General features: G+C 69.5%; 27 protein-coding genes. 12 read left to right on the forward strand and 15 right to left on the reverse strand.

What is annotated here, in order from left to right; translation table 11 throughout:
* Positions 1 to 7: 7 nt before the first annotated feature.
* Together OL358_RS05940 and OL358_RS05945 are read right to left on the reverse strand one after the other, a co-directional pair.
* Positions 8 to 568, reverse strand: a complete 561-nt coding sequence (locus OL358_RS05940) for a hypothetical protein (protein ID WP_264709024.1) — start codon at positions 566 to 568, stop codon at positions 8 to 10.
* 28 nt (positions 569 to 596) lie between these two features.
* A complete protein-coding gene (locus OL358_RS05945; protein ID WP_264709025.1) occupies positions 597 to 1,499 on the reverse strand; it encodes a TerC family protein in 903 nt (300 codons plus the stop codon).
* A 257-nt stretch (positions 1,500 to 1,756) separates the two neighbouring features.
* Between OL358_RS05945 and OL358_RS05950 the strand changes: the two genes are divergently transcribed.
* Positions 1,757 to 2,827 carry a fatty acid desaturase family protein gene (locus OL358_RS05950; RefSeq protein WP_413631340.1) on the forward strand — a complete coding sequence of 357 codons (1,071 nt, stop codon included), beginning with the start codon at positions 1,757 to 1,759 and terminating at the stop codon, positions 2,825 to 2,827.
* A gap of 18 nt (positions 2,828 to 2,845) precedes the next feature.
* Here the strand turns inward: OL358_RS05950 and OL358_RS05955 are convergent, their stop codons facing one another.
* From OL358_RS05955 to OL358_RS05965, 3 genes are read right to left on the reverse strand one after another with little or no spacing between them, the layout of a single operon-like run.
* Positions 2,846 to 3,724 carry an alpha/beta fold hydrolase gene (locus OL358_RS05955; protein ID WP_264709026.1) on the reverse strand — a complete coding sequence of 293 codons (879 nt, stop codon included), beginning with the start codon at positions 3,722 to 3,724 and terminating at the stop codon, positions 2,846 to 2,848.
* Positions 3,721 to 4,701 carry an SRPBCC family protein gene (locus OL358_RS05960; protein ID WP_264709027.1) on the reverse strand — a complete coding sequence of 327 codons (981 nt, stop codon included), beginning with the start codon at positions 4,699 to 4,701 and terminating at the stop codon, positions 3,721 to 3,723. The genes OL358_RS05955 and OL358_RS05960 overlap by 4 nt, the downstream gene beginning before the upstream one ends.
* A 2-nt stretch (positions 4,702 to 4,703) precedes the next feature.
* Positions 4,704 to 5,105, reverse strand: a complete 402-nt coding sequence (locus OL358_RS05965) for an ArsR/SmtB family transcription factor (protein ID WP_264709028.1) — start codon at positions 5,103 to 5,105, stop codon at positions 4,704 to 4,706.
* Between the two features lie 125 nt (positions 5,106 to 5,230).
* Here OL358_RS05965 and purL point away from each other — a divergent pair, with 125 nt between their 5' ends.
* The 4 genes from purL (at position 5,231) to OL358_RS05985 (ending at position 9,655) form a co-directional block, all read left to right on the forward strand.
* Complete coding sequence (purL, locus tag OL358_RS05970) at positions 5,231 to 7,558, forward strand: phosphoribosylformylglycinamidine synthase subunit PurL (RefSeq protein ID WP_264709029.1); 2,328 nt, start codon at positions 5,231 to 5,233, stop codon at positions 7,556 to 7,558.
* 9 nt (positions 7,559 to 7,567) lie between these two features.
* The gene (locus tag OL358_RS05975; protein ID WP_264709030.1) at positions 7,568 to 7,705 is read left to right on the forward strand and encodes a hypothetical protein; all 138 of its coding nucleotides are present in this window, start codon (positions 7,568 to 7,570) and stop codon (positions 7,703 to 7,705) included.
* Between the two features lie 156 nt (positions 7,706 to 7,861).
* Entirely contained in the window at positions 7,862 to 8,665 is an 804-nt protein-coding gene (locus OL358_RS05980; protein WP_264709031.1) for a hypothetical protein, read from the forward strand.
* 66 nt (positions 8,666 to 8,731) lie between these two features.
* The gene (locus OL358_RS05985; RefSeq protein ID WP_319805434.1) at positions 8,732 to 9,655 is read left to right on the forward strand and encodes a hypothetical protein; all 924 of its coding nucleotides are present in this window, start codon (positions 8,732 to 8,734) and stop codon (positions 9,653 to 9,655) included.
* A gap of 76 nt (positions 9,656 to 9,731) precedes the next feature.
* Here the strand turns inward: OL358_RS05985 and OL358_RS05990 are convergent, their stop codons facing one another.
* Positions 9,732 to 10,772, reverse strand: coding sequence for a 1-acyl-sn-glycerol-3-phosphate acyltransferase (locus OL358_RS05990; protein WP_264709032.1), 1,041 nt, complete (start codon positions 10,770 to 10,772; stop codon positions 9,732 to 9,734).
* Positions 10,769 to 11,611, reverse strand: coding sequence for a patatin-like phospholipase family protein (locus tag OL358_RS05995; RefSeq protein WP_264709033.1), 843 nt, complete (start codon positions 11,609 to 11,611; stop codon positions 10,769 to 10,771). Before OL358_RS05995 ends, OL358_RS05990 begins: the two co-directional genes overlap by 4 nt.
* A 132-nt stretch (positions 11,612 to 11,743) precedes the next feature.
* On the opposite strand from OL358_RS05995, the gene OL358_RS06000 reads away from it, so the two are divergent.
* The 3 genes from OL358_RS06000 to OL358_RS06010 are packed head-to-tail and all read left to right on the forward strand — an operon-like array spanning position 11,744 to position 13,730.
* A complete protein-coding gene (locus tag OL358_RS06000) occupies positions 11,744 to 12,136 on the forward strand; it encodes a GntR family transcriptional regulator (RefSeq protein WP_264709034.1) in 393 nt (130 codons plus the stop codon).
* Positions 12,133 to 13,047, forward strand: a complete 915-nt coding sequence (locus OL358_RS06005) for an ABC transporter ATP-binding protein (RefSeq protein ID WP_264709035.1) — start codon at positions 12,133 to 12,135, stop codon at positions 13,045 to 13,047. The genes OL358_RS06000 and OL358_RS06005 overlap by 4 nt, the downstream gene beginning before the upstream one ends.
* Positions 13,044 to 13,730: a hypothetical protein gene (locus tag OL358_RS06010; RefSeq protein WP_264709036.1), complete on the forward strand. Its 687-nt coding sequence runs from the start codon at positions 13,044 to 13,046 to the stop codon at positions 13,728 to 13,730. The genes OL358_RS06005 and OL358_RS06010 overlap by 4 nt, the downstream gene beginning before the upstream one ends.
* Positions 13,731 to 13,792: 62 nt before the next feature.
* On the opposite strand, the gene OL358_RS06015 is transcribed toward OL358_RS06010, so the two are convergent.
* Positions 13,793 to 14,086 (reverse strand): chorismate mutase, encoded by a 294-nt coding sequence (locus OL358_RS06015; RefSeq protein WP_264709037.1) that lies wholly within the window; start codon positions 14,084 to 14,086, stop codon positions 13,793 to 13,795.
* Positions 14,087 to 14,217: 131 nt separating this feature from the next.
* Between OL358_RS06015 and OL358_RS06020 the strand changes: the two genes are divergently transcribed.
* Positions 14,218 to 15,426, forward strand: a complete 1,209-nt coding sequence (locus OL358_RS06020) for an AI-2E family transporter (RefSeq protein WP_264709038.1) — start codon at positions 14,218 to 14,220, stop codon at positions 15,424 to 15,426.
* A 121-nt stretch (positions 15,427 to 15,547) separates the two neighbouring features.
* On the opposite strand, the gene OL358_RS06025 is transcribed toward OL358_RS06020, so the two are convergent.
* Positions 15,548 to 16,702: a lactonase family protein gene (locus tag OL358_RS06025; protein ID WP_264709039.1), complete on the reverse strand. Its 1,155-nt coding sequence runs from the start codon at positions 16,700 to 16,702 to the stop codon at positions 15,548 to 15,550.
* Position 16,703: 1 nt separating this feature from the next.
* Positions 16,704 to 17,990: an adenylosuccinate synthase gene (locus OL358_RS06030; protein WP_264709040.1), complete on the reverse strand. Its 1,287-nt coding sequence runs from the start codon at positions 17,988 to 17,990 to the stop codon at positions 16,704 to 16,706.
* 97 nt (positions 17,991 to 18,087) lie between these two features.
* On the opposite strand from OL358_RS06030, the gene OL358_RS06035 reads away from it, so the two are divergent.
* Positions 18,088 to 18,858 carry a Pr6Pr family membrane protein gene (locus tag OL358_RS06035; protein ID WP_264709041.1) on the forward strand — a complete coding sequence of 257 codons (771 nt, stop codon included), beginning with the start codon at positions 18,088 to 18,090 and terminating at the stop codon, positions 18,856 to 18,858.
* Positions 18,859 to 18,861: 3 nt separating this feature from the next.
* Here the strand turns inward: OL358_RS06035 and OL358_RS06040 are convergent, their stop codons facing one another.
* On the reverse strand, positions 18,862 to 20,052 hold the full coding sequence (locus tag OL358_RS06040; protein ID WP_264709042.1) for a DUF1214 domain-containing protein: 1,191 nt from the start codon (positions 20,050 to 20,052) through the stop codon (positions 18,862 to 18,864).
* Between the two features lie 89 nt (positions 20,053 to 20,141).
* Here OL358_RS06040 and argG point away from each other — a divergent pair, with 89 nt between their 5' ends.
* The gene (argG, locus tag OL358_RS06045; protein ID WP_264709043.1) at positions 20,142 to 21,584 is read left to right on the forward strand and encodes an argininosuccinate synthase; all 1,443 of its coding nucleotides are present in this window, start codon (positions 20,142 to 20,144) and stop codon (positions 21,582 to 21,584) included.
* A gap of 15 nt (positions 21,585 to 21,599) precedes the next feature.
* Here the strand turns inward: argG and OL358_RS06050 are convergent, their stop codons facing one another.
* The 3 genes from OL358_RS06050 to OL358_RS06060 form a co-directional block, all read right to left on the reverse strand.
* Positions 21,600 to 21,806 carry a hypothetical protein gene (locus tag OL358_RS06050; protein ID WP_264709044.1) on the reverse strand — a complete coding sequence of 69 codons (207 nt, stop codon included), beginning with the start codon at positions 21,804 to 21,806 and terminating at the stop codon, positions 21,600 to 21,602.
* A 32-nt stretch (positions 21,807 to 21,838) separates the two neighbouring features.
* Positions 21,839 to 22,675: a hypothetical protein gene (locus tag OL358_RS06055; RefSeq protein WP_264709045.1), complete on the reverse strand. Its 837-nt coding sequence runs from the start codon at positions 22,673 to 22,675 to the stop codon at positions 21,839 to 21,841.
* A gap of 235 nt (positions 22,676 to 22,910) precedes the next feature.
* Positions 22,911 to 23,501, reverse strand: coding sequence for a response regulator transcription factor (locus OL358_RS06060; RefSeq protein ID WP_264709046.1), 591 nt, complete (start codon positions 23,499 to 23,501; stop codon positions 22,911 to 22,913).
* A 279-nt stretch (positions 23,502 to 23,780) separates the two neighbouring features.
* On the opposite strand from OL358_RS06060, the gene OL358_RS06065 reads away from it, so the two are divergent.
* A complete protein-coding gene (locus OL358_RS06065) occupies positions 23,781 to 24,002 on the forward strand; it encodes a hypothetical protein (protein ID WP_264709047.1) in 222 nt (73 codons plus the stop codon).
* Positions 24,003 to 24,309: 307 nt separating this feature from the next.
* Here OL358_RS06065 and OL358_RS06070 read toward each other — a convergent pair whose 3' ends face one another.
* The gene (locus tag OL358_RS06070) at positions 24,310 to 26,070 is read right to left on the reverse strand and encodes a sigma-70 family RNA polymerase sigma factor (RefSeq protein WP_264709048.1); all 1,761 of its coding nucleotides are present in this window, start codon (positions 26,068 to 26,070) and stop codon (positions 24,310 to 24,312) included.
* Positions 26,071 to 26,104 lie beyond the last annotated feature (34 nt).

Genomic DNA, 26,104 nt, shown 5'->3' on the forward strand with positions numbered 1-26,104 from the left:
GCGCGGGTCAGCCGAAGGCGGAGATGCCGGCGGCGAGGCTGACTCCCGCGAGCACCAGCAGGATCGGGGCCGCGAGGATGCCCGACCAGAAGCTCGGCGCGGCGATGCGCTGCGGCAGGAACGCCGCGGCTACGCCGCCCGCCGTCAGCAGGACAGCGGCGATCAGCAGGATCCACTGCGCGAAGACGAATGCGAGCGGCACGAAGTGGAGCCCGACGACGGTGAGCACGAGCGGTGCGATCAGGGCACCTCGCCCGGTCTTCACGAAGTAGATCGAGAAGCCGACGATCGCGACCACCTCGAGCCAGAACACAACGATGTACCAGACGAGGGCGGCGCTGGCGGTGGCCAGGGCGGTGGGGGTCTCCCAGTTCTGCACGGCGATCGGGATGCCGAAGGCCAGGATCGCGAGGCCGATGAGCTGCAGCAGCACGAGGACGATCCGCCACAGGACGCCCTTCGGCGGCCGCTCCTGCGCCCATCCGGCCCACACGAACGCGGCACCACTGAAGATGACGGCGATCATCACGAGATCGCGGCCGTACTCGAGGTTCACGATGGGGACCACCTCCTGACGGTCAGGGTAGCGGCCTGCGTCAGCCCAGGCCCTGGCGCTCCTCGTCGACGGCGGATGCGGCATCCCCCGCCACGGGCTTGCTCGACAGGCCCACCGATCCGCCCGACGCTCCGCCCGAGAGCGCGGCGGAAACCGCGACCGACTCGTCGACGTCGGGGTACTGCGGGCGCAGCTGCACGGCGTGGTGGCGCTTCTGCTCGCGCTTGGCCTTGCGGGCCGAGGCGGCGAGGTTGAGCGCCTCGACGAAGATCGCGAACGCCATCGGCCCGTAGATGAACGCCTTGTCGATCTTGATCTCGAAGCCCTCGGCGACGAGGAAGACACCGATGAGCAGGAGGAACGACAGCGCCAGCATCTTCACCGTGGGGTGCTTGTTCACGAACGCGAAGATGTAGCGCGACGCGAAGAGCATGATGCCGAACGACAGCACGACGACGGTGATGATGACCACGAGGCTCTCGGTCATGCCGACCGCCGTGATGACCGAGTCGAGCGAGAACACCAGGTCGAGCAGCAGGATCTGGATGAGCACCGATCCGAACGTGACCGTCTTGCGCCCGACGCCGCCGTGCTCGTCCTCGGCACCCTCGAGCTTGTGGTGGATCTCGGTGACGGCCTTGTAGACGAGGAACAGACCGCCCGCGATGAGGATCAGGTCCTTCCACGAGAAGCCCATCTCGCCGATGAAGAAGACGTCCTCCTTCAGCGTGATGATCCAACCGGCGAACAGCACCAGGATCACGCGCATCACCATCGCGAGGGTCAGGCCCAGGTTGCGGGCCCTGGCCTGCTGCTCCTTGGGGAGCTTCGACGCGAGGATCGAGATGAAGATCACGTTGTCGACGCCGAGCACCACCTCGAGCACGAAGAGCGTGAGGAAGACGGCGACCAGGTCCGGGGTGAATTCGAGGGAGAAGTCCACGGAGCCATCGTACGGGGACGGATGCCGCACCCCAGCGGAGTCGCATTGTCAAGGGCCTCCGCCTGGGGGTGCGCCCGGAGCATGCTGACGATCACCACCGCATGCCGGTCCGGCCATACTCACCCGCGTAGTGTGAGCCTCAGCGATCGGCATCCGCCTGTGGCTCCGCGTCGACCAGATGTCGGCATCCGAACCAGAGCAGGTGCATCATCGCCACCATCACCGCAGTCGCACCGACCGAAGCCCGTCTCGGCGCCGTGCGCCAGACGTATGCCGGAGCGGAGACGTTCCCGCCCGTCGCCCGTGCGTACACCGAGGTCTCGCAGGTCGTGCGCGAGACGGGGCTGCTGCAGCGGGCCCGCTGGTTCTACGCGCTCGTGGGCGTCGCGCTCATCCTCGCCTTCGGCGGCGCGGTCACCGGATTCATCCTGCTCGGCGACACCTGGTACCAGCTGCTCATTGCCGGCGCCCTCGGCCTGATCTTCACGCAGGTCGCGTTCCTCGCGCACGAGGCCGCGCACCGGCAGATCCTCGTGTCGGGACCCGCGAACGACCGGCTGGGCCGGATCCTCGCCGCCGGCGTCGTCGGCATCAGCCTCTCCTGGTGGAACAACAAGCACAACCGCCACCACGCCAACCCCAACCGGGTGGGCAAGGACCCCGACATCGAGGTCGACACGATCCGATTCCTCGAGGAGGATGCCGCGAAGGTGAGCCGCCTCGGCGCGCTGATCACCCGCAAGCAGGGATGGCTGTTCTTCCCGCTCCTCACGCTCGAGGGTGCGAACCTGCACGCGCTCGGCCTCAAGCACCTCTTCTCCCGCGGCGAGGTGAAGGGCCGCTGGATCGAGCTCGGCCTCATCGCGATGCGGTTCTCGCTCTACCTCACGCCCATCTTCCTGTTCCTGCCCGTCGGCATGGCGTTCGCCTTCCTGGGCGTGCAGCTGGCCGTGTTCGGCGTCTACATGGGGGCGTCGTTCGCGCCGAACCACAAGGGCATGCCGATCATCGCCCCCGACGCCAAGCTCGACTTCTTCTCGAAGCAGGTGCGGACCTCGCGCAACATCCGTGGCGGCTGGTGGGCCACCACGCTCATGGGCGGCCTCAACTACCAGGTCGAGCACCACCTCTTCCCGAGCATGGCGCGCCCGTACCTCGCCAAGACGCGCGAGATCGTGATGGAGCAGTGCCGCACCCGTGGCGTGCCCTACACCGAGACGAGCCTGATCCAGTCGTACGGGATCGTCATCGCCTACCTGAACCGCGTCGGCCTGGCCGCGCGCGACCCGTTCGACTGCCCGATGGTGAACCGCTTCCGCCAGGCCTGACCTCGCAGGCCTCGGCGATCAGCCGAGGACGTCGCGGAGGCGGGCGGCGAAGCCCACCGGATCGCTCGGGTACCCGGGCTGCTCCGTGAAGCCGCCGTGATGGCTCGGGAAGTCGGTCACCCGGACGCCCAGATGCGCGGCGACGGCGCGGGCGCCGCGCGCCGCGAACGTGTCACCCGACTCGACTCCCGCGGCGACGACGAGTCGATCCCCGAGACTGCGCAGGGACTCGACATCGATGGCGTACTCGATGATCGCGGGCATGTTGCGCAGCAGCGGATTCGTCCGCGTGCCGTCGTCGGCAGCCGACATCCCGAACATGGCCGGGTCGGGCGCGGGCTGCTCGAGGTAGTCGTCGGGCACGAGCCCGTCGAGCATCACGAACGGGATGAACTTCGCCATCGCGGCACCATCGCCCTGCTCCGCGTACGTGCGCTTCATGTCGGTGACCACGGCGAGCACCGCGTCGCGATCGGGGAGGCCGGCGGCGAGCGGCGGCTCGTGCACCACCGCGATCCGCACGTCGTCCGGATGGGCCGCGAGCAGGCCGAGCAGGTTGACCGCCCCGCCGCTCGACCCGAAGGCGTCCACCGGCCCGGCGCCGACCGCCTGGATCACCCGGTGCAGATCGTCGGCATGCTGCTCGACGGTGATGTCGCTCGTCCCGAGGGGGTTGCGACCGGCTCCGCGCGGGTCGTAGGTCACGACGGGACGGTCGTCGATCAAGCCGGCCAGCGTCGCGAGCCCCGTCGCATCCATGGGCGCGGCGAACAGGAACAGCGCCGGCCTCTCGGCGGTCGCCGTGGCGGGGTCGCCGTAGACGTCGTAGGTGATCGCGTCGTCGCCTTGGCCCACGACGTGGGTGGTCCGCGTGCGCTCGGCGGTGCTCCCGGTCATGCCGACACCAGCGTCCGCTCGAGCCGCGCGTAGCTGGCTTCCATGCCGTCCGTCATGCCGGTTGCGAGCACCATGTCGCGCGTCTCCTTGTCGGGGTACTCGATGAGAAGCGTGATGAGGGTGGCGCCGTCCTCCTCCTCGAGGTTGAGGTCGTTGAGCGTGGACGGGAAGTCGGTGCCCGTCATGTGCTCGGTCGTCACGGCCCGGCGGGGCGCCTCCGACAGCAGGGTCTCGCCGTCGAATCCGAAGGCCTGGCCCTCCGTGCCGCCGACCGGCTCCCACCGGTAGCGGTAGCGACCGCCCACAGCAGGGTCGACCTCGGCGACGGCGAGACGCCAGCCGTCGGGTCCGAGCAGCCACTTCTTGAGCAGCTCGGGCTCCTGGTGGGCACGCCACACGAGCTCGATCGGTCCCTCCACGAGCCGCGTGATGCGCACGTGCGTGTCGTCGAGGATCTCGGTCTCGGTGCCCTTGCCGGCGGAGTACTCGCGAAGGCCGGCGAGCACGCGGTCGAGCTGGTTGATCGCCATGGTCGAGCCCTCGACCATGCCCATCGCCACGACCTTCTCGAGAGCCTCGGCCGTCTCGAAGTAGGTCGTGTTGACCAGACGCGACCCGGTGGGGGTCTCGTCGAAGGCGAACACCATGCGCGAGGTGGGAAGGTCGGCGACCACTTCGCCGTCCTGGTCGGCGAACGAGTCGAGCGCGCTGAAGCTGCGCGGGCCGTCGATCTCGAGGAACTCCCACACCCCGTGGAACTCCTCGCCCTTCGGGCCGGTCATGTGGTACCTCGCCCGGCCGCCGGCCGTCAGGTCGAACTCGGTGAAGGTCGCGGGGTACCCGGGAGGGCCCCAAAATCGCTCGAGCTGCCGCGGCTCGGTGAAGGCCTGCCACAGGCGCTCCACCGGAGCGGCGAACTCCGCCGTCAGCGTGAAGGTGAGGGCTTCGGGGTCGGTGGCGACGTCGGTGACGGGCATCGTCATTCTCCTTCGTTCGTGGTGCGATCGTTCTTCGGTTCTTCGGTGGTCGGGATGTCGGTGGTTCCGGCGGGCTCGGCGAGGAGCGCGTCGAGGCGGTCGATGCGGGAGCGCCACAGCTCCTCGTAGCGTGCGAGCAGCGCGCGGGCCCGGGCGATCATCGCCGGGTCCGCTCGGACGAGGCGCTCGCGCCCCTCGGCGCGCTTGATGATGAGCCCCGCGGCCTCGAGCACGGCGACGTGCTTCTGCACCGCGGCGAAGGACATCTCGTAGTCGCGGGCCAGTGTCGAGACCGAGTGCTCGTCCTCGATGGCACGGCGCAGGATGTCTCGCCGCGTGGCCGCCGCGAGGGCGTGGAACACGCGATCGATCTGCTCATCGCTCAACTCATTTCGTACAACCATTTGGTTGTACGTTACGCCCGGTCGCGGCATCCGTCAACCCCTTCATTCGAGTCGCGATAGCGGATGCCGCGGCCCAACTAGACTGGGCAGGTCCGGCGTCCCTCGAAATCCTGGAGCTGAGCCGCGTGACCACCCCCTCCCCGAAGGCCCTGGCCGACACCGTCTCGAACGCCGAGGCCACGCCTGAGAAGGAGCAGCCGTACGCGGCGCTCGGACTCAAGCCCGACGAGTACGACCGGATCCGCGAGATCCTCGGCCGCCGCCCCACCTCGGGCGAGCTGGCGATGTACTCCGTCATGTGGTCGGAGCACTGCTCGTACAAGTCGTCGAAGATCTACCTCCGCAAGTTCGGCGAGAAGGTCTCCGACGAGATGAAGGAACGGCTCATGGTCGGCATGGGCCAGAACGCCGGCGTCGTCGACATCGGCGAGGGCTGGGCCGTCACGTTCAAGGTCGAATCCCACAACCACCCCAGCTACATCGAGCCGTTCCAGGGCGCCGCGACCGGCGTCGGCGGCATCGTGCGCGACATCATCTCGATGGGCGCGCGTCCGGTCGCGGTCATGGACCAGCTGCGCTTCGGCGCCATCGACAACCCCGACACCGCCCGCGTCGTGCACGGCGTCGTGAGCGGCATCTCGTTCTACGGCAACTGCCTCGGCCTTCCGAACATCGGCGGCGAGACCGTGTTCGACGCGGTCTACCAGGGCAATCCGCTCGTCAACGCCCTCGCGGTCGGCGTGCTGCGCCACGAGGACCTCAAGCTCGCCAACGCCACCGGCGCCGGCAACAAGGTCGTGCTGTTCGGCGCCCGCACGGGCGGCGACGGCATCGGCGGAGCATCCATCCTCGCGTCCGACACGTTCGCCGACGGCGGCCCGACCAAGCGCCCCGCCGTGCAGGTCGGCGACCCGTTCGCCGAGAAGGTGCTCATCGAGTGCTGCCTCGAGCTCTACCGGGACGAGCTCGTCGAGGCGATCCAGGACCTCGGCGCCGCCGGAATCTCGTGCGCGACCAGCGAGCTCGCCGCGAACGGCGGATCGGGCATGCGCGTCGACCTCGAGAACGTGCTGCTGCGCGACCCCACGCTCACGCCTGAGGAGATCCTCATGAGCGAGAGCCAGGAGCGCATGATGGCGATCGTGGCTCCCGAGAAGCTCGACGCGTTCCTCGCTGTCGTCGGCAAGTGGGATGTCGAGACCAGCGTCCTCGGCGAGGTGACCGGCGACGGCCGCCTGCAGATCTTCTGGCACGGCGAGGAGATCGTGAACGTCGACCCTTCGACGGTCGCCGTCGACGGCCCGGTGTACGAGCGGCCCGTCGCCTACCCGACCTGGATCGACGCGCTCCGCGACGACTCGGCCTCGGCGCTCCCGCGCGAGACCGACCCCGACACGCTGCGCCGCCAGTTCACGCAGCTCGTCGCGAGCCCGAACCTGGCCGACACGTCATGGGTCACGAACCAGTACGACTACTACGTCATGGGCAACACCGCCCTGTCGTTCCCCGACGACGCCGGCATGATCCGCGTCGACGAGCAGTCGGGACTCGGTTTCGCGATCGCCACCGACTGCAACGGCCGCTACTGCCAGCTCGACCCCTACCAGGGCGCCAAGCTCGCCCTCGCCGAGGCCTACCGCAACGTCGCCGTCACCGGCGCGGTGCCGACCGCGGTCACCGACTGCCTCAACTTCGGCTCGCCCGAGAACCCCGAGGTCATGTGGCAGTTCTCGCAGACCGTGGACGGCCTGTCGGACGGATGCCTCGAACTCGGCGTCCCCGTCACCGGCGGCAACGTCTCGTTCTACAACCAGACCGGCGACCAGCCGATCTTCCCGACGCCGGTGGTCGGCGTGCTCGGGATCATCGACGACGTCGCGCGCCGCATCCCTTCCGGGTGGCAGGACGCGGGCGAGAACATCTACCTCCTCGGCGTGACATCGACGGAGCTCAGCGGCTCGCAGTGGGCGGGCACGATCCACGGCCACCTCGGCGGACGCCCGCCGGCGGTCGACCTCGGTCAGGAGCGCAAGCTCGCCGAGCTCATCCATGCCGGTTCGCAGCAGTCGCTCATCTCGTCCGCGCACGATCTCTCCTCGGGCGGCCTCGCGCAGGCCCTCGCCGAGAGCGTCATGCGCTTCGGCGTGGGTGCGCGCGTGTGGCTGAACGAGATCCAGGAGCGTGACGGAGTGGATGCCGCCACGGCCCTGTTCTCGGAGTCCACGGGCCGCGTCATCGTCTCGGTCCCCCGTGAGGACGACGTGAAGTTCCGGGGCCTCTGCGAAGGCCGCGGGTACCCCGTGCTGCGCATCGGTGTGACGGATGTCGCCACCGAGGGCGCCGCGCTCGAGGTGCAGGGCCTGTTCACCCTGCCGCTCACCGAGCTGCGCGACCTGTCGACCTCGACGCTGCCCGCCGCCTTCGGCCCCGTCATCGCCGAGCACACGGCCTAGGATCGAAGCATGGCGGCCGAGGACGACGAGTACAGCGGGATGAACGAGACGCGTCAGAAGCGCATCAAGGTGGTCGCCTGGGTGACCATCGTCGCGCTGATCCTCGTCGGCGGCGGCGCCACCGTCTTCGCCCTCATCTTCGGCTAGGCGTTCGTTGCACGGCGGCGGGCTCCGCTCGTCGTCGCACTCGATCCGGCGGATCTCGATACACGGCGGCGGGCTTCGCTCGTCGTCGCACTCGATCCGGCTGAGCGTTCACCCCGACCTCGTGCCGGCGCCGCGCGCCGCGGCTACCATGACAGGGTGGAGCCGATTCTCCTGATCATCGGGGGCTGGTGGTGGGTCGCTCCGGCCACCGTCGCGGCCGGGGCGGGCGCGTACGGCGCACTGACCACCGGCCGTCGCCGCGCGCGACGACTCGAGCTCGACGCCGCGCGCCACGAGGAGAGTCAGGCGTACCGCGCCCTCGTCACCGCGAAAGCGCAGGTGCGTGCGGCACAGGCGGACGTGCTCGCCGCGCGCGCACGGTCGGGTGTCTCGGCCTCGCCGATCCAGACCAAGCGCGCACTGCACGCGGCCCGCGAGGCCGAGAAGTCGGCGTCGTTCGCACTCCGCGCGAGCCGAGCGCGCGTGAAGGCGTCGTACTCCCAGTACCGCGCGCAGTCGACGGCCGAGCCGCTGCCGATCGAGCGCCTGTACGCGGCGCACGACGCCGTGAACGCCCGGTGGCTGTCGTACGAGACCGACATCGACAAGGCGCTGGCCTATCCCGAAGTGACCGATCCGCGGCATCCGGCGACCGTCGCGTTCCTGCGCGCGCAGCGCGAGGCGCAGTTCGTACGACCCACCGCAGGACGCCGCGTGGCCCCCGCGCAGTTCGTCGCGTACCGCACGGCGGTGGCCGACCTCGACGCGGCGCTGGCCGAGGCCGAACGGCAGGCCGGAGTGCCGGGCGCCCCGCGTACGCCGCAGGGCGGGGTCGCCGGCGTGCTGGGCTCGGTGGCCGACGCGATCGACGCGGCGATCCCGGTGATCGAGGGTCTGCGCACCGCCATCGTCCTGCCGCGCCGGTTCACACCGAAGCCCCCGGATTCCGCCACCCGCTGAGCAGCCCACGCTGACAGCCCGCCGCGAGCCCGACATCGGCTCCCGCGCGACGGTTAGCATGACAGGGTGGAACCGATCTTCACGTTCCTGGGCCAGTACTGGTGGCTGATCTTCCCCCTCCTCGGGGTGATGGGCGCCGCCGGTCGGGCGTGGGAGCAGGGCGCGCGCCGACGTCACAAGCGTCGGCTCGAAGTGCTGCACGCCAAGGCGGAGCTCAAGGCCGCTGCCCGCGGCACGGCGCCGGTGCCGATCGCAGGCAGTGCGACCGGTCAGCAGCCCGCCGTGGCACCGAAGACGGCGCCGGTTCCCACCGGGACGCAGCTCGAGCGCCTGTTCGCCGCGCACGATGCCGTCACCGCGCGCTGGCTCGACTACGAACTCGACGTCGCGAAGATCATCGCGTTCCCCGCGATGAGCGACGGCCGTCAGCCGCTCACCGCCGCGTTCCTGCGGGCGAAGCGCATCGCCGACGGGCTGCGGCCCGCATCGGCGAAGGCCCGTCTGTCGAAGGACCAGCTCGCCGAGTACCGCAACGCGGTCGCCGACTACGAGGTCGCCTTCGACGTCGCCGAGCGCGATGCGCGCCGCATCAAGGACTCGTCGTTCTCCGAGATCGAGCGAAAGCGCCTCGACACCGCGAAGCAGCTGCTGTCCGTCGCGATCGACCAGGCGGCGACGCCCGCTGAGCGCCAGCTCGCCTACCGCCGCGTGCGCCAGGAGCTCGACGGTCTCATCTCGCTCTCCGATGAGGCGATCGAGGTGCTCGAGACGAAGGTCGCCCTCGAGCTCCCGTCGAGCGCTCCCGCTCCCGCTCCTGCCGTGAAGACTCCGGATGCCGCGCCCCCGCGCATCTCCACGACGCCGCCGGCCGCGCCCGCGGCGTCGGGGGCCGATCCCGCCCATCCCGCGCCCGCGCCGTGGCCGATCCCCGCGCGTCCGCAGGCCGACCCCGCGCCGGGCCGCGTCATCCGCCCGAAGTCGCACCCCTGACCGGTAGCCACCTCACAAACCCGACTCGCCAAAACCCGCCGGTGTGACGCGCACGAGAGCGGCGTGTCTTGGCGACTCAGGGCTGAGAGTGCTCGCCGATCCAGGCGTCGATGCGCTCGAACCACGAGAACAGCCAGTCGGCCTGTGCGTCCCGATCCCGGGGGATGCCGTCAGCCGGCACCCGCCAGGCGCGCATGGTGATGCGCTTGTCCATCGGCAGCTCGCGCCAGATGTCGCCGATCGTGATGAGCTGATCGAGCCCGGTGTGCCCGATGAAGACGATGTCGGCGTCAGCGGCCGTCTCCAGCGCCGCGTGCACGCCTCCGGGCTGAGGCGGCATGACGTGCCGCAGCCCCTCGGCGCGCTCGGCGAGGTCCTCACGGCCGACGGCGCGGAAGCGCTCGATGCGCGACTGGCGTCGCCGGGCCGACACCTGTCCGCCCTCCGGGAAGATCACCAGCGCGTCGTCGGAGTCGAGCCCCTCGGCGAGCGCCGCGATGGTCTGCTCGACGCGCGAGCCGCCACCCGCGGCCTTCTTGCCGAACCCGGTCGGGGTGATGAACCTCGTCGGGATGCGGTGCAGGAGCACGTCGATCGCGGGGTCCCACTGCAGGGTGTCCTTGAGCACGATCCGAGGTTCGCGGTGGGTGCTGTTGAGCAGGGTGTGGATGAGGATGAACGAGTCCCCGGGGCCGCCGTGCCGCGACGCCACGACAAGAGGGATGCCGGGGGCCAGCATCCGCTCGAACGATTCGCCCTCGCCGGCGGTCGTGACGATCTCGAGCCGCAGCACCGCGCCGAACACCCAGAACAGGAGGCGCAGCGCATGCGCCCCGACCCGGTAGTGCGCGCGCACGAACGACGGCGTGCGCAGCGCCCACCCGAAGCCCGACGCGAGCCACATCGCGAACAGCACGATGACGAGCGCGGCATCCCACAGCAGGTACACCGTGATCAGCCACAGCACGCGCGGCAGGCGGAACCGGCCGGGCACGAGCGACGTGAGCGCGAGGGCGACCAGCAGCCACAGGGGTGCGAGAGCGAGCATGGCCAGCGCGGCCACGATGACCAGCGGCGCGAGCAGGACCCGGCGCACCCAGGTCGGCGGAAGTCTCACGCGTCGCCTCCGATCCCCCGGTCGCCGAGGAAGGCGGCACTCGCGTCATGCGCCTGCGCGATGCGCGTGCGGACGGTGTCCAGGCGGCGGTACGACCGCAGCGAGTCGTCCCCGGCGAGCGCGCCCCCGCTGGGCAGCACGTGCAGCGCAACGCCCTCGGGAAGAGTCTCGACGTCGCGCGCGAAGCGATGGCGCCGGGCGACCTCGAAGGCGACGCGCGCGGTCTCGACCGCCGTGCGCGGTGCGACGAGCGGCGACTCGATGCGCCCGACCTGCAGCACGAACACCGTGCGGGCACCGGCGGCGATCGCCTGCTCGATCGGGATCGAGTTCACGATGCCGCCGTCGATGTAGTGCTCCCCGTCGATGCGGGTCGGCGGCAGCAGTCCGGGCACCGAGGCCGACGCGAGGATCGCCGGGATGAGCGGACCGGAGTCGAACACCCGCTCAGCGGCGCGCTCGATGCTCGCCGCCACCACGCGCAGCGGCACCGCGAGGTCTTCGAAGCGGGTGTCGGCGCCGAGCGCGCGCTCCAGCACCCGGCGCAGCGGCGCCGGGGAGTTGAGGTGCGTCTTCGTCTTCGCCAGGCGCGTCAGCTGCGCGGCGATCGAGTCGCCGTAGACCTCGTTCGCCTCCGGTGACATCCACGCGTCTTCGAGCGCGGCGATCACACGAGTCGTCGGGTCGTGGGCGACGAGGGCGCCGTTGATGGCGCCGATCGACGTGCCGACGACGAGGTCGGGACGGATGCCGCGCTCCAGCAGCGCCTGCAGCATGCCGATCTCCACGGCACCGCGCACGCCGCCGCCGCCGAGCACGAAGGCGATCGGATGCTCCACCCGCACCTCCTCTCGTCGACTCATCTTCGCGGGGTCGGCGCGCCGCGCACCAGTCTGTTCCGAATCGGGTCTTGCGCGGCATCCGGTTCTATGGTTACTTAGTCAAGTAAGTAACCAAGGAAGCGGGCCGATGTGATCGAAGAAGGCAGGGCGCTGTTCCTCCAGATCGCCGAGAGCGTGGAGGACTCGATCGTCGACGGCAGTCTGGCCGAGGAGAGCCAGGCGCCGTCCACCAATGAGCTCGCCGCCTTCTACCGCATCAACCCCGCCACCGCTGCGAAGGGGGTCGCCATGCTCGTCGACAAGGACGTGCTCTACAAGCGGCGCGGCATCGGCATGTTCGTCGCACCGGGTGCACGCCAGCGGCTGCTCACCGAGCGCCGCGCCGCCTTCGCCGATCGATACATCGACCCCCTCCTGGCCGAGGCGCGCACGCTCGGCCTCGGCGCGGAGGACCTGTCCGAACTCATCCGCGACCGGGCATCGGCCCCCGTCGCGCCCACCACCGAAGGAGACGCCCGATGACCGCCGTGATCGAGGTCCAGGGGCTCACCAAGCGCTACCGCGAGACCGTCGCCGTGGACGATGTGAGCTTCACCATCGAGAAGGACACCATCTACGGACTGCTCGGCCGCAACGGTGCCGGAAAGACGACCGTGATGTCCATCCTCACCGCCCAGAACTTCGCCACCCGCGGCGACGTCCGCGTGTTCGGCGAGCACCCGTACGAGAACGCCAAGGTGCTCGGGCGCATGTGCTTCGTGCGCGAGAGCCAGAAGTACCCCGACGACGCCAAGCCCGGTCACGCCTTCAAGATCGCGCGGCTCTTCTTCCCCCGCTGGGACCAGACGATCGCCGAGCGGCTCATCGCGGACTTCCAGCTGCCGATGAACCGGCGCATCAAGAAGCTCTCGCGCGGCCAGCTCTCGGCGGTCGGCGTGATCATCGGGCTCGCGTCCCGAGCCGAGATCACGTTCTTCGACGAGCCGTACCTCGGCCTGGATGCCGTCGCGCGGCAGATCTTCTACGACCGGCTCCTCGAGGACTACACCGAGCATCCGCGCACGATCATCCTCTCGAGCCACCTGATCGACGAGGTCTCGAACCTCATCGAGCGCGTCCTCGTGATCGACCGCGGCCGCATCATCATGGACGAGGACACCGATGTCGTGCGCGACCGCGCCGCGAACATCGTCGGCGACACCGCCGCTGTCGAGGCCTTCACGGCCGGCCGCGACGTGATCCATCGCGAGAGCCTCGGGCGCGTCTCCTCCGTCACGATCGTCGGGGCCCTCACGCCCGCAGACCGCGAGCAGCTGCGGGAGGCCGGCCTCGAGGCCGGGCCGGTGTCGCTGCAACAGCTCATCGTCCGCACCACCCAGCACGCCGGAGGGGCCTCCGATGCGTCCCCGCTCGAGGAAGGAGCCCTGCGATGAGCCGCACGCTCAACGTCGTCCGCATGCAGCTGGTGAACCGGCAGACCTTCATCTGGATCCCGCTCATCATCCTGGGCGGCGCGTTCCTCGTCACACTGCTGATCTGGGCGATGCTGCCGCCGGGTGCGATCAAGTACAGCGGCGGCTCGCAGGGGCCGCTGTGGTACTTCGTCGCCGTCGGCGTCATGGCCTTCGCCTACACGTTCCCGTTCTCGCAGGCGATGAGCGTCACCCGGCGCGAGTACTTCCTCGGCACACTGCTCACCGCGGCGCTGACGAGCGGCATCCTGGCGGCGATCTTCGTCGTCGGCGGGCTGATCGAACTCGCCACCGACGGGTGGGGGATCAACGGGATGTTCTTCTATCTCCCATGGGTGTGGGATCAGGGCGCGGCCGTCGCCGGACTGAGCTACTTCGTGCTCGCGATGCTGCTGTTCATCCTCGGCATGTGGTGCGCGATCCTGTACAAGCGGTTCGGCACGGTCTGGCTCGTCACCATCCTGGTCGGCCTCGGCGTCCTGCTCGTCGGCGCGATGTGGCTCGTCGGGCGCCTCGACGCATGGGGCGCGGTCGGGGAGTGGATCGACACCAACGGCACCCTCGGGCTCACCCTGTGGGGGGCCGTGGTGGCTGCCGTGCTCGCCGGGATCTCGTACCTCACCCTGCGGCGCACCACGCCCTGAGAAGGCAGGACGGATGCCTCGTCCGGCGCCTCGGCGCGGGGCCGGGGCATTCGGCGTTCCGGTCAGCGGCTGTCGGCGGCCTCGGTGTGATGCCGGATGACCTCGGCGACGACGAAGTTGAACCACTTCTCGGCGAACGCGGGGTCGAGGTCGGCTTCTTCCGCGAGGCGGCGCAGCCGCGCGACCTGCTGCTCCTCGCGAGCGGGGTCGGAGGCCGGCATCCCGTGCTCTGCTTTGAGGTGACCGACCTGCTTGGTGGCCTTGAAGCGCTCCGCGAGGAGGTACACGAGCGACGCGTCGATGTTGTCGATGCTGCTGCGCAGACGGGTCAGCGTCGTGGTCGGGTCCTCGGTCATGGCAACCTCCTCGGCCTCCGACGATACCCGAGCGCCCGCAGGACGCCGCTCGCCCGGGTTATCGCCCGCAACGGGTGAATTCGGCCGCGCGCCCTCGTCGCCGCCGCGGGCGCGGTTCTAGAGTGTGACGCATGACCGACGCCACCACTCCGCAGGGCCCCACCGACTCCGAGGCGGTCGCCTCGCTGGCGGTCGACCCGGTCGCCGGAACGGATGCTGCGCCCGCCCCGCGAGGCGCCGTGCCCGACGAGGTCGCCGCCCTCTCGGGGGAGGCGCCGGCGTCGAAGACCTTCTGGACGAACCTCAATCATCCGTTCACCGTCGGCCTGCTGCTCACGCTCGGCGGATTGGTCGCGCTGCTCCTCGGGATCGCGCTGACCAACATCGCGACGATCCTCGTCTACATCGGACTCGCGGCCTTCGCGGCACTGGGACTCGACCCCGTGATCAAGTGGCTCGGAAAGCACGGCGTCAAGCGCGGCTGGGCGATCGCCATCATCTTCCTCACGGGCGCCATCATCGCCGTCGGCGTCCTGTGGCTGGTCGTCCCGACACTGATCGAGCAGATCGGGCAGTTCGTCAGCGGCATCCCCTCCACGATCGCGAACTTCGAGAAGTCGGACTTCTACCACTGGCTGGAGGGGATCTTCGGAACCGGGCTCACGACGCTGGTCGACGAGATCGAGAAGTTCATCACCAACCCGTCGAACATCGCGGCCATCTCCGGCGGTCTGCTGAAGGTCGGCGCCGGCATCGCCGCCGCCATCTCGGGCGGACTGATCATCGTCGTGCTCACCCTGTACTTCGTGGCGTCGCTGCCCGCCATCAAGGACTCGCTGATGCAGTTCGCACCGGCTCGCAAGCGCCCCAGCGTGCGGGCGATGACCGACCAGATCACCGACTCGGTCGGCGGCTACCTCATGGGGATGGTCGTCCTGGCGTTCTTCAACTCCGTCGTCGCGACGCTCCTGCACGCGGTGCTGCAGCTGCCGTATCCGCTGCTCATGGGCGTGCTCGCGTTCCTCATCACGATCATCCCGCTCGTCGGACCCGTCCTGTACTGGATCACGGCCACCGTGATCGCCCTGTTCACGAGTCCGATCTCGGCGCTGATCTTCGCGATCTGCTACCTGATCTACATCCAGATCGAGGCCTACGTGCTCACCCCGAAGGTGATGAACCGGGCGATCGAGATCCCCGGCTCCCTCGTGGTGATCGGCGCCCTCATCGGCGGCACGCTGCTCGGCTTCATCGGAGCGCTCGTCGCCATCCCGGTGACGGCCTCGATCCTGCTGATCATCAAACAGGTCTTCTTCAAGAAGCAGGACGCGAAGGTCTAGCCGCCCGCTCCCAGCCCCCGGGGGTCCGTTTGTGCGGGCGAATGTGCGCCTGCGCGCCCTCCGTGGCGGCAATTCGCCCGCACAAACGGAAGGGGCGAGGGTCAGCCGGAAGGGGCGAGGGTCAGCTGAGCGGCATGAGGCAGGTCGGTGACGGCGCCGCGGTGCGGTGCCGCACGCGACCGGGCACACCGGTGCGCAGGTCGAGCGTGAGCGAGACGACCTCGTCGGAGCGCTGTCCGGCGACGAGCAGGGTGTCGCGCACCACCACGTGGTGCCGCGGCCAGTCCACGCCGGCGTCGGCGAGGGCGGCGAGGGCGAGGGACTCGCCGGCGCCGCGCACGCGCACGGTGGCGACGGTGTTGCTTCCCCGCACCCCGGCGTAGAGGAACTCGCCGTCCCGCGACGGAGCGAGCTCGGCTGCCGAGTCGCCGGGAAGCGCGCCGAGCGTCGTTCCTCCGACGACCCGCCACGTGCCGTCGGCCGACGCCGCGAGCGCGAAGACCTCGCACGAGTACTCCGTCACGACGTACAGGTGACCGCTCGGGTGCCACACCATGTGACGTGGCCCGCTGCCCTCGGGCAGCGGCACCTGCTGCAGTGCGCGCAGCCCTCCCGGCGCGGCGCGCCAGAACCGCACGACGTCGTGCCCGAGGTCGGTGGTGGCCACGACACCGCCCGGCAGGAACTGCGTCTGATGTGCGCGCGACGGACGGGCGGATGCTTCGCCCGGCCCCTCGTCGACCGGGTCGTGATCGGGCACGAGGTGCGCGTACTCCTCGCCCGCGGCGGCGCGCAGTGCCCGAGCGGCGGCGGCGAGGTCGAGATCGCCGGCGACGGATGCCGCGGCATCCGGTCCGTACGGGTCGGCCGAGGCCGGAGCGATCACCGGCGCAGACGGGCGGCCCGCGGGATCGAGCGACATCCGCACCACTCGGCCATCGCCCCAGCACGCGGCGATGAGCGACCCGCCGTCGGGCGCGACCGCCGCGTGGCAGACCGCCTCACCGGCTTCGACGGCATCGCCGAGCGGGACGAAGGAGGCATCTCCCGTCCGGCCGAACGCCTGCACGGCGCCGCGCTGCTCCAGCGTCGCGTAGACGACGTCGAGGGTCGGATGCCGCGCGATCCACGACGGCGAAGGTGCAGCGGCGACCGTCCCGGCGAACCCGAGCGCGCCTCCTGCCGAACCGTCGTCGGCGGGGCCGGCGTGCAGCATCCCGATCCCGCTCGCGGAGCCCTCCATGTCGGCGGTGTACCCGCCCAGCAGGAAGCGCACGTCAGTCGACGAGGTCGTGCCGCGCGATCACGGCGTCGCGGGATGCGCCCACGCCGATGACCGAGATGCGCGTGCCGCTGATCGCCTCGAGCGCCAGGACGTAGTCCTGGGCCTCGATCGGGAGCTCGTCGAAGGTGCGCGCCGTCGAGATGTCCTGCTTCCAGCCGGGGAAGTACTCGAGGATCGGCTTGGCGTGGTGGAAGTCCGACTGGTTCACCGGCACCTCGTCGAACCGCTCGCCGTCGACGTCGTACGCGACGCACACCGGGATCTGGTCCAGGCCGGTGAGGATGTCGAGCTTGGTCAGCACGAGGTCGGTGATGCCGTTGATGCGCGTGGCGTAGCGCGTGATCGGCGCGTCGTACCAGCCGACGCGACGCGGCCGTCCGGTCGTCGTGCCGAACTCGAAGCCGCGGGAGCGCAGGAACTCGCCATTCTCGTCGAAGAGCTCGGTCGGGAACGGGCCGGATCCGACGCGCGTCGTGTAGGCCTTCACGATGCCGACGATGCGGTCGAGGCGGTTCGGTCCGACGCCGGCGCCGGTCGCGGCGCCGCCGGCCGTCGCCGACGACGACGTCACGAACGGGTAGGTGCCGTGATCGACGTCGAGCATCGTCGCCTGGCCGCCCTCGAAGACGACGACCTCCCCGGCGTCGAGCGCGTTGTTGAGGAGCAGTCCGGTGTCGGCGACCATCGGGCGCAGCCGGTCGGCGTATGAGAGGAGATCCTCGACGATCTCGTCGCACGTGATCGCACGGCGGTTGAACACCTTCACGAGGAGGTGGTTCTTCTGGTCGAGGGCGCCTTCGACCTTCTGACGCAGGATGTTCTCGTCGAAGATGTCCTGCACGCGGATGCCGACGCGGTTGATCTTGTCGGCGTAGGCCGGGCCGATGCCGCGACCGGTGGTGCCGATCATGCGCTTGCCGAGGAAGCGCTCGGTGACCTTGTCGAGCGTGCGGTGGTATTGCGTGATGATGTGCGCGTTGGCGCTGATCTTGAGGCGCGAGGTGTCGACGCCGCGGGCGTGGAGGGCCTCGAGCTCGTAGAAGAGCACCTCGAGATCGACGACCACGCCGTTGCCGATGACCGCGTTGACGCCGGGCGACAGGATGCCGGAGGGCAGCAGGTGCAGCGCGTACTTCTCGTCGCCGATCACGACGGTGTGGCCCGCGTTGTTGCCGCCGTTGAACTTGACGACCCAGTCGGTGCGCTCACCCAGAAGATCGGTGGCCTTGCCCTTGCCCTCGTCTCCCCACTGGACTCCGACGATCACGATGCCTGGCATGGGCTACTCCCCCGTTATCGGCCATGCTCGTACGATTCACACAGCTACGCCCCATTCTATCGACGCGGCGCCCCACACCGCCGATATGGTGGGCCCCATGCAGACGAAGGCATGGGCACGCACCTGGTCGATCATGCGCCTCGCGATGGCGGCGCTCATCGTCGCCGCGATCGTGGCGCAACTGACGGCATCCCTCACTACCGCGGCCGACCTCGGCCGCGACGTGGGAACCACGTTCGTCAACTTCTTCAGCTTCTTCACGATCCTCTCCAACGCGCTGACGGCCGTCGTGCTGGCGTGGGCCGCGCTGTGGTTCTTCACCCGTGGCCGCCACGCCGCTGCCGAACCGCCGGCGCTCGCGCTGTCGCTGGCGTGCGTGACGACCTACATGGTCATCACGGGCATCGTCTACAACGCGCTGCTGCGCGGCATCGAGCTCCCGCAGGGGAGCGAGCCAATCCCGTGGTCGAACGAGACGCTGCACCTCATCGGGCCGCTCTTCCTGCTCGCCGACCTCTTCGTGGGTCCGCTCCGACGGGCGCTCCCGTGGCGCGCGGTGTGGGCGGTCATCGCCTTCCCGATCCTCTGGGTCCTCTACACGATGCTGCGCGGGCCCTTCGTCACGAACCCGATCTCAGGCGACCTGTTCTGGTACCCGTACCCGTTCCTCAACCCGAACAATCCCGGCGGCTGGGGCGCGGTGATCTTCTGGATCGTCGTCATCGCGGTCACGTTCCTCGTGGTCGCCGCGCTCGTCGTGTGGTGGGGCCGCCGGGTCGGTGCCGAGCGCGAGCTCGATCACATCACCGGCGACCACGTCGAGGACGAGTGGGAAGAGGCGCGCGAGGCCGAGGCCGACGAGCGCTGAGACTCAGGCCGGGCGATCGGTCGCCGCCGGCGGCGCCCACGGGGACGGATCGGATGCCTCGGCGCCGGCGTCCTCGGATTCCGGCTCGTCGGCCTGAGCGGCGTCGTCCTCACCCTGAGCAGGCTCGTCGGTCACAGCATCCGTCGCGGGCTCGTCGACCGCAGGGGCATCAGTCTGCGCGGACTCGTCGGGTGCAGCATCCGGAGTCGCCTCCGCCGGCGCGGCGACGTGGTTCTCGGCGCGCAGATCGGTGCGCCGGATGAGGTCGGGCACCTGCCACGAGCCGTCGAGGAACTCGGGGCGCGGACGGTAGAGGCGCACGAGGTAGTTCCAGCCCTCGGGCACGGGGATGCTGTTGGGCAGCGTCGCCTCACCCGCCGGCGTGAAGTGGACCGTGATCGAGCCGTCCTCGTCGCGCACGCCGGTGACGCTGTTGACGGTGTAGCGGTTCTCTGCGTTGGGCTCGAAGTACCCCGCGGCGTTGTACACCGAGACGGACCAGAAGGCGTCGACCGGGACGTCCTTCATGGTGAGGTCGTAGAAGCCGACGGGCTGCTGCGGGTCGACGCCGACGTACGACGCCTCGGTCATCGGCAGTCCTCCCCATCCGGCGGCGGTGCCGATGAGGTGGCGCACCTCGTCGACCTCGTCCGGAGCGCCGAAGGTGCGATCGAAGCCGCGAAGTCCGGCGGCGAGGCCGAGCAGTGCCGTGCGGGTGGCGTCGAGCGACGCGATGTCGTAGTCGGGCATCTCGTACGGGCGAGCGGATGCCGCGTCCAGCGCGAGCAGATCCTGCAGGCGCGCGACCTCGGCGATGTCGTCCGGGTCGGTCGGGTCCACGAGCGTGCGAGCGGCGACCAGGAGGTACCCGGCGCCGGGCGCCAGCGCCGCGAGATCATGGCTTCCGCCGCCGTGGAGCACCGCGCGGACGAAATGCCCCTGGTCGAGGAGCATGACGGAGAGGTAGCGCTCCCCGGCATCGGGAACGACGAGGGTCGCGCCCTCCGAGACGTCCACCACCGCGAAGCTGTAGAGGGTGTCGCGGTTGAGCCGGATCACCGTCTGCGCCTCGATCGCCGCGGGCTCGCGATTGTGGCGGAAGGTGTTCACGCCGCCCGCGTCGCGCTGGATGTCCGCGAACATGCGATCCGTCTCCGCGCGCACGAAGTTGTCGGCGTTCACGTGAATGCTCATGCGTACACTCTGGCCCACGCGCCGCCTCGCGCGCCATTCGGACACGTCACACCCGAACGCGCGGTGGGAGCGCTGAATAGACTGGGAGCATGTCGAAGGTCCTTCAGTCCCTGCCCATCGGCGAGCGCGTCGGCATCGCCTTCTCCGGAGGACTCGACACATCGGTCGCCGTGGCGTGGATGCGCGACAAGGGCGCGGTCCCCTGCACGTACACGGGCGACCTCGGCCAGCCCGACGAAGACGACATCGACGCGATCCCCGACCGCGCCCTGCGGTACGGCGCCGAGATCGCGCGCATCGTCGACTGCAAGCCCGCCCTCGTCGAGGAGGGGTTCGGCGCCCTCGCGTGCGGCGCCTTCCACATCCGCTCGGGCGGCCGCACCTACTTCAACACGACGCCGCTCGGACGTGCGGTCACCGGAACGCTCCTCGTGCGCGCCATGAAGGAGGACGGCGTCGACATCTGGGGCGACGGCTCCACCTACAAGGGCAACGACATCGAGCGGTTCTATCGCTACGGCCTGCTGGCCAACCCCGCCCTGCGCATCTACAAGCCGTGGCTCGACGCCGACTTCGTGACCGAGCTCGGCGGCCGCAAGGAGATGAGCGAGTGGCTCGTCGAGCACGGGTTCCCCTACCGCGACTCGGCCGAGAAGGCGTACTCGACCGACGCGAACATCTGGGGCGCCACGCACGAGGCCAAGACCCTCGAGCACCTGAACGTCTCGCTCGAGACCGTCGAGCCGATCATGGGTGTGCGCTTCTGGGACCCGACGGTCGAGATCGAGGCCGAAGACGTCACCGTCACGTTCGAGGCCGGTCGCCCGGTGGCGCTCAACGGCGTCGAGTTCTCCGACCCGGTCGAGCTGGTCTTCGAGGCGAACCGCATCAGCGGTCGCCACGGCCTGGGCATGAGCGACCAGATCGAGAACCGCATCATCGAGGCCAAGTCGCGCGGCATCTACGAGGCGCCCGGCATGGCGCTCCTCTTCACCGCCTACGAGCGCCTGGTCAACGGCATCCTCAACGAAGACACCCTCGCCACGTACCACGAGCAGGGCCGCCGCCTCGGGCGTCTCATGTACGAGGGCCGCTGGCTCGAGCCGCAGTCGCTCATGCTGCGCGAGTCGATCCAGAAGTGGGTGGGTTCGACGATCACCGGCTCGGTCACCCTGCGCCTGCGTCGCGGCGAGGACTACACGATCCTCGACACGAGCGGCCCCAGCCTGTCGTACCACCCCGAGAAGCTGTCGATGGAGCGCGTCGGCGACGCCGCGTTCGGACCCACCGACCGCATCGGGCAGCTCACGATGCGCAACCTCGACATCGCCGACTCGCGCGCCCGCCTCGAGCACTACGCCGCCGCCGGCATCATCGGCGGGGCCGCCGGCGAGCTCGTCGGCCGGGTGACCGCGGGCGAGTCCGACGAGATCACCGAACGTGCCGTGACACCGGATGCCGCGACCGAGGCCCTCGACGAGGCCATCGAAGCAGCATCCGAATCCGCGATGTACGACGCCGGCACCGACTGAGCCGCACGGGCCCGGCTAGCGAATCCTGCCCGTTCGGGCCCAGACCTCGATGAGGTAGAGCGCGATCGCGCACCCCGCGAAAAGTCCGAGGATCACTGTCGGCTGCGATGGGTTGCCCTGCAGCAGGAAGGCGGAGGCGATCGTCCCGCCGACGAGGAGGAGAAGTATGACTCGGGTCGCGCGTTGTCGAATCGTGTCCCGCCTCCCAGCGGGCTGGCTCATGCTCTGATCGTCTGACATGCCGCCTCCTCCAATCACGGTCCCGTGCACCAGACCTGCCCGGCCCAGGTCCAGTACACCCAGATGCCCCGACCGGCCTGATTGCAAAGCGCGATTGCAGAGCCCACGATGAGTGCCGCGCCCGGCATCCCCAAGTATCCGGCAACCGCGGTTGCGATAAGCGAAACGTTGACACGGCTGGCGGGCCACCATTCTTTCCCGCCCCACCAATACGTGAACTTGGGGTCTGCGACGATCGGGTAAGAGAATTCCCCTGCGTCATGATCCACCACCTGGATCAGGGTGGTTCCGGCCACCTCGTAGTGCGTCGGGACGGCGACACCCCGAGCGTCGACCGCCCACGGAGCGCCCGTCGTAACCAGGGGGTCACCGGCCGCATCGGTGACGATCGCCGACCCGTCGGCTGCGAGCGCGATCGATCCGCCGATCGGCATCTCGATCGGATAGGAGAATGACGTCGACGCGTCGGGTGAGGCGACCGTGGTCAGCATCTGTACGCCATCCGAGAGCGGGACAACTGTGTTCGCTACGCCATTCCGCGACGGGTAGGTGATCGCACCCGAGTCGAGCGTCACCGCCGTGGCGGTGCCATCGAGCGCCGGTAGTCCGATTGAAAGCGACGATCCGTCGAAGTTGAGGTCTACCCCGTCGGCCGGGTCGCGAGGGACACTCGCTGCCGTCTCGCCGGTCACCACCACCGCGGCCGCATCCGCCGTCGCAGACGCGCTGGCCGCCTCCTCGAGAAGATGTGGGCTGACGTCCGCAAGCGCGTTCTCGACTTCGGCCGCGGAGACGTTATCGGTGTCGTCCGCCGCGTAAGCCGGTGCGATTGATGCGACCGACATCAGCATCGCGAGCCCCGAGGCCCCGAGCATGTATCTCGATCTGCTTCTCATTTTCGCTCCCTGATCTCCAGCGCCGTCCGTGGTCATCGCACCCGACACGGGGCGTGGTGAGAAATCAGGCTAGGAATCGGATCACATGAATGACATCCACCTATAGGTGACCAATCGTTAGCCGTTCGGCGAGGTCTCTCGATGCACGGCAGCGCCATCGTGACGGCCCCGACGGATCGAGCGACTGCGCTCAAATCGAATCGTCTTGATGCGCAAAGTCCGTACTGAGCGCTCGGATGACGAGTTGCACGCGATCACGCACACCCCACTTCGACATGGCCCGGCTCAGATGCACTTTCACAGTCGCCGCGGAGACGAACATCTGCCGCGCAATCTCCTGGTTCGACATGCCTTGTACGAGAAGGCCGACGGCATCGCGTTCGCGCTCCGAGAGCTGCTCGTGATCGAGCAGGCGGCGACGCGGCGCCCATGCGTCGGGAAGGACAAGGTGCTCCAGCACGAGCCGCATAGCGGTCCGTGAGGCGAACAGGTTTCCAGCGGAGACTTCACGGACGGCGGTCAAGAGTTCGGCGGGCGCGGCGTCCCGCGCGACGACACCGCGTACACCGGAAGCGAAGAGGTGCACGATCATTTCGGCCGAGCCCGATCCTGCGACGGCAACAACACCGCGCGCGCGTGCCTCCGACCGCAGGACACTGATGGCCGCCTGAGTTGCCGTTGCGTCAGCCCCCACGTCGATGATCACCACCCGTGCGCGGCTGTCTCGGCAGGCGCGAGCGATCCCTGCATCGCTCGCTGGGCAGTGCTCGATGACGTCCAACCCTGGTTCCTCGCTCACAAGCCTCGCCAGCGCAGAACTCACGAGCGCATCGGCGGATACTACAAGGACGACCGGGCCTTGATCCGCGACCGGGTCCGCTGTACGAGGCGTCTCCACGCGCGCTCCCTCATCTGTTTACGTCCCACCACGTCGGACACATTGTTCGACGTCGGACTTCTGCGACGATAGCAGAATGTTAGGAAATATCTGCGCGCTCTTTCCTTTCTGGGAAGAGTGGCGCTCTGGAGGGCTGGTTGAGCTCACCGGGATCGGCTCACGATGCGCAACCTCGACATCGCCGACTCGCGCGCCCGCCTCGAGCACTACGCCGCCGCCGGCATCATCGGCGGGGCCGCCGGCGAGCTCGTCGGCCGGGTGACCGCGGGCGAGTCCGACGAGATCACCGAACGTGCCGTGACACCGGATGCCGCGACCGAGGCCCTCGACGACGCCATCGAAGCAGCATCCGAATCCGCGATGTACGACGCCGGCACCGACTGAGCCGCACGGGCCCGGCTAGCGAATCCTACCCGTTCGGGCCCACACCTCGATGAGGTAGAGCGCGATCGCGCACCCCGCGAAAAGTCCGAGGATCACTGTCGGCTGCGATGGGTTGCTTACCGGATCGAGAGCGGGTGCGGAGCCTGTTGGGAGTCAGACCCCGCACCCTTGCACGGTGACCTCGAGTCACGCGCATAGGCGGCGCCAGCGGATTGGGGATCCGGCGCCACCAATACAAGACGCTCAATCGTCCGGATCGTGACGCATGCGACCCTTTCGAGGGTTCCACCGACGCATCCGGACCCTGTCAGGGCTGGATGCCACCACCTTCGGATCCCGATGACCAGACGATCGCGCCGTAGGTCGCTGCCGGGCCGGGGATGCCGGTCTCCGCGTCGACGTACCGCAGTGTGATCTCGCGCCAGCCGAGCGGGCAGTCCGTGATGTAGTCGTCGGCGCCGGTCCCGTCGAGCGTGATGAGGTGATCGCGGACGACCCCGTCGACGGCGACCTGGACGAGTCCGCCGCTCACGCCTTCGAGCACGGGGAACGTATCGTCCGTCTCCGCGTCGCCGTCCGCGTCGACCTGCTCCAGCCAGATCAGGAGGTGGTCGGTGGTGATGATCGGAACGGGGAAAGTGAGCGGCCCGATCGGGTCGCTCGACTCGACTGCTCCTCCGGAATCTGTGTGCTGTGCGGTGATGCGCATGCCCTGGTGCAGCTGGTCGCCCAGGACCGCGAGCGCGAACGTTCCGTCCTCACCCACCGTCGCCTCCCCCAGGACAGTGCCGAGCTCGTCGAACAGAGTGACGGTGCCGCCGGGGTCTCCCGTGCCAGCGAGGGCCATCCGCGCAGGGTTGCTCGTGTCGGGCGTTCCGACGTCGAACACGAACTCCGGCTCCGGCTCCGGCTCGGGCTGGGGGTCGGGGTCAGCGGGCGGACGCTCCGAGCGCGGCGAGCCCGCCGGTGGCGCGGGGACGGAGGGAGTCGGCTCCTGCACCTCGGGCATCGGCGCGGGCACGACCTCGGGCAGCGGAACCGGGGCTGCCCGCTCCTCTTCCACATCGCGTACGGGATCCACCGACGCGGGCGTCTCGGCTGCGGGGGGCCGAACGGCCTCGACGACGGCACCGGGTGCCGCGATCGGCGCCGCCTCCCAGGGAGCGCTCACCGCGATGATCGCCCCCAAGACCAAGGACAGCCCGCCCACTGTCGCCAGACCGATCCCGACGGCGCTCGGCGGCGCCTTGGCCGAGAGCAACGCGGCGCTGGCACCGGTGCCGCCGTCGAGCGTCGTGAATGCGGCGGCGCCCGCACCGCCGAGCACCAGCGGAAGAAGCACCGCGCGCAGCTTCGATGAGGCGTGGTCGACCTCGCGCGCGACGATCGCGCAGCCGGGACAGCGGCGCAGGTGCTCGTCGAAGCGCGGCCTGTCCGGCCGGCTCACGGGGCGGCGCTTCCGGCGCACGAGCTTCTCGCACACCCAGCGGCAGTCCGCGGGACGACCAGGGTCGGCGATGTGCGCGTCGAGCCACGCGTGCCGGAAGCCGTCGCGCGCGCGCACGGCGAGCGCGGACACGCCGTTCGCGCTCAGGCCCAGCAGCGGGGCGATCTCGCGCGGCTTCATCCCCTCGACCTCGAGGTACCACAGCACCGTCCGGTGGCTATCAGGCAGGGCGCGGAACGCGCTGATGAGCAGCGTCCGGTCCGACAGCTGCTCCTCGTGGTCCGGCCCTTCGTTGGGCAGGTCCTCGATGAAGTCGATCGGGATGTCCTTCTGCCTGCCGCCCCATGTCGCCGCGGCATTGCGGACCGCGGCATACAGGTACGGACGGAACCCGTCGCGGGGTCCGGCACCGTTCCTGATCGCGCTGTACGTGTTCGTGAACGCCTCGCTGACGAGATCGTCAGGGTCGATCGAGCCGGTGATCGCCCGGGCGGCCCGGCGGGCTGCGCCGGAATGGCGCGCCCAGAGCTCGGCATAGGCGCTGTTGTCGCCGGCTCGCGTCGCGTCGACGAGCGCGGCATCCGACAGGTCCGATGCGTGCCCGACTGTGACTGTGGTCATGGTGCTCTCCACGGGCGCCCCCCATGGAACCCCC

The sequence above is a fragment of the Microbacterium sp. SSM24 genome, assembly GCF_025989145.1.
Lineage (GTDB): Bacteria > Actinomycetota > Actinomycetes > Actinomycetales > Microbacteriaceae > Microbacterium.

Bases quoted from the DNA above. Each gene is read 5' to 3' on its own strand.
- OL358_RS06005 (WP_264709035.1), top strand. From the start codon at position 12,133: ATGACCGCCGTGATCGAGGTCCAGGGGCTCACCAAGCGCTACCGCGAG.
- OL358_RS05965 (WP_264709028.1), bottom strand. From the start codon at position 5,105: ATGGTTGTACGAAATGAGTTGAGCGATGAGCAGATCGATCGCGTGTTC.
- OL358_RS06050 (WP_264709044.1), bottom strand. From the start codon at position 21,806: ATGAGCCAGCCCGCTGGGAGGCGGGACACGATTCGACAACGCGCGACC.
- OL358_RS05960 (WP_264709027.1), bottom strand. From the start codon at position 4,701: ATGCCCGTCACCGACGTCGCCACCGACCCCGAAGCCCTCACCTTCACG.
- OL358_RS05955 (WP_264709026.1), bottom strand. From the start codon at position 3,724: ATGACCGGGAGCACCGCCGAGCGCACGCGGACCACCCACGTCGTGGGC.
- OL358_RS06065 (WP_264709047.1), top strand. From the start codon at position 23,781: ATGCGCAACCTCGACATCGCCGACTCGCGCGCCCGCCTCGAGCACTAC.
- OL358_RS06035 (WP_264709041.1), top strand. From the start codon at position 18,088: ATGCAGACGAAGGCATGGGCACGCACCTGGTCGATCATGCGCCTCGCG.
- OL358_RS06055 (WP_264709045.1), bottom strand. From the start codon at position 22,675: ATGCTGATGTCGGTCGCATCAATCGCACCGGCTTACGCGGCGGACGAC.
- OL358_RS06030 (WP_264709040.1), bottom strand. From the start codon at position 17,990: ATGCCAGGCATCGTGATCGTCGGAGTCCAGTGGGGAGACGAGGGCAAG.
- OL358_RS06070 (WP_264709048.1), bottom strand. From the start codon at position 26,070: ATGACCACAGTCACAGTCGGGCACGCATCGGACCTGTCGGATGCCGCG.
- OL358_RS06010 (WP_264709036.1), top strand. From the start codon at position 13,044: ATGAGCCGCACGCTCAACGTCGTCCGCATGCAGCTGGTGAACCGGCAG.
- OL358_RS06015 (WP_264709037.1), bottom strand. From the start codon at position 14,086: ATGACCGAGGACCCGACCACGACGCTGACCCGTCTGCGCAGCAGCATC.
- OL358_RS06020 (WP_264709038.1), top strand. From the start codon at position 14,218: ATGACCGACGCCACCACTCCGCAGGGCCCCACCGACTCCGAGGCGGTC.
- OL358_RS05975 (WP_264709030.1), top strand. From the start codon at position 7,568: ATGGCGGCCGAGGACGACGAGTACAGCGGGATGAACGAGACGCGTCAG.
- argG (WP_264709043.1), top strand. From the start codon at position 20,142: ATGTCGAAGGTCCTTCAGTCCCTGCCCATCGGCGAGCGCGTCGGCATC.
- OL358_RS06040 (WP_264709042.1), bottom strand. From the start codon at position 20,052: ATGAGCATTCACGTGAACGCCGACAACTTCGTGCGCGCGGAGACGGAT.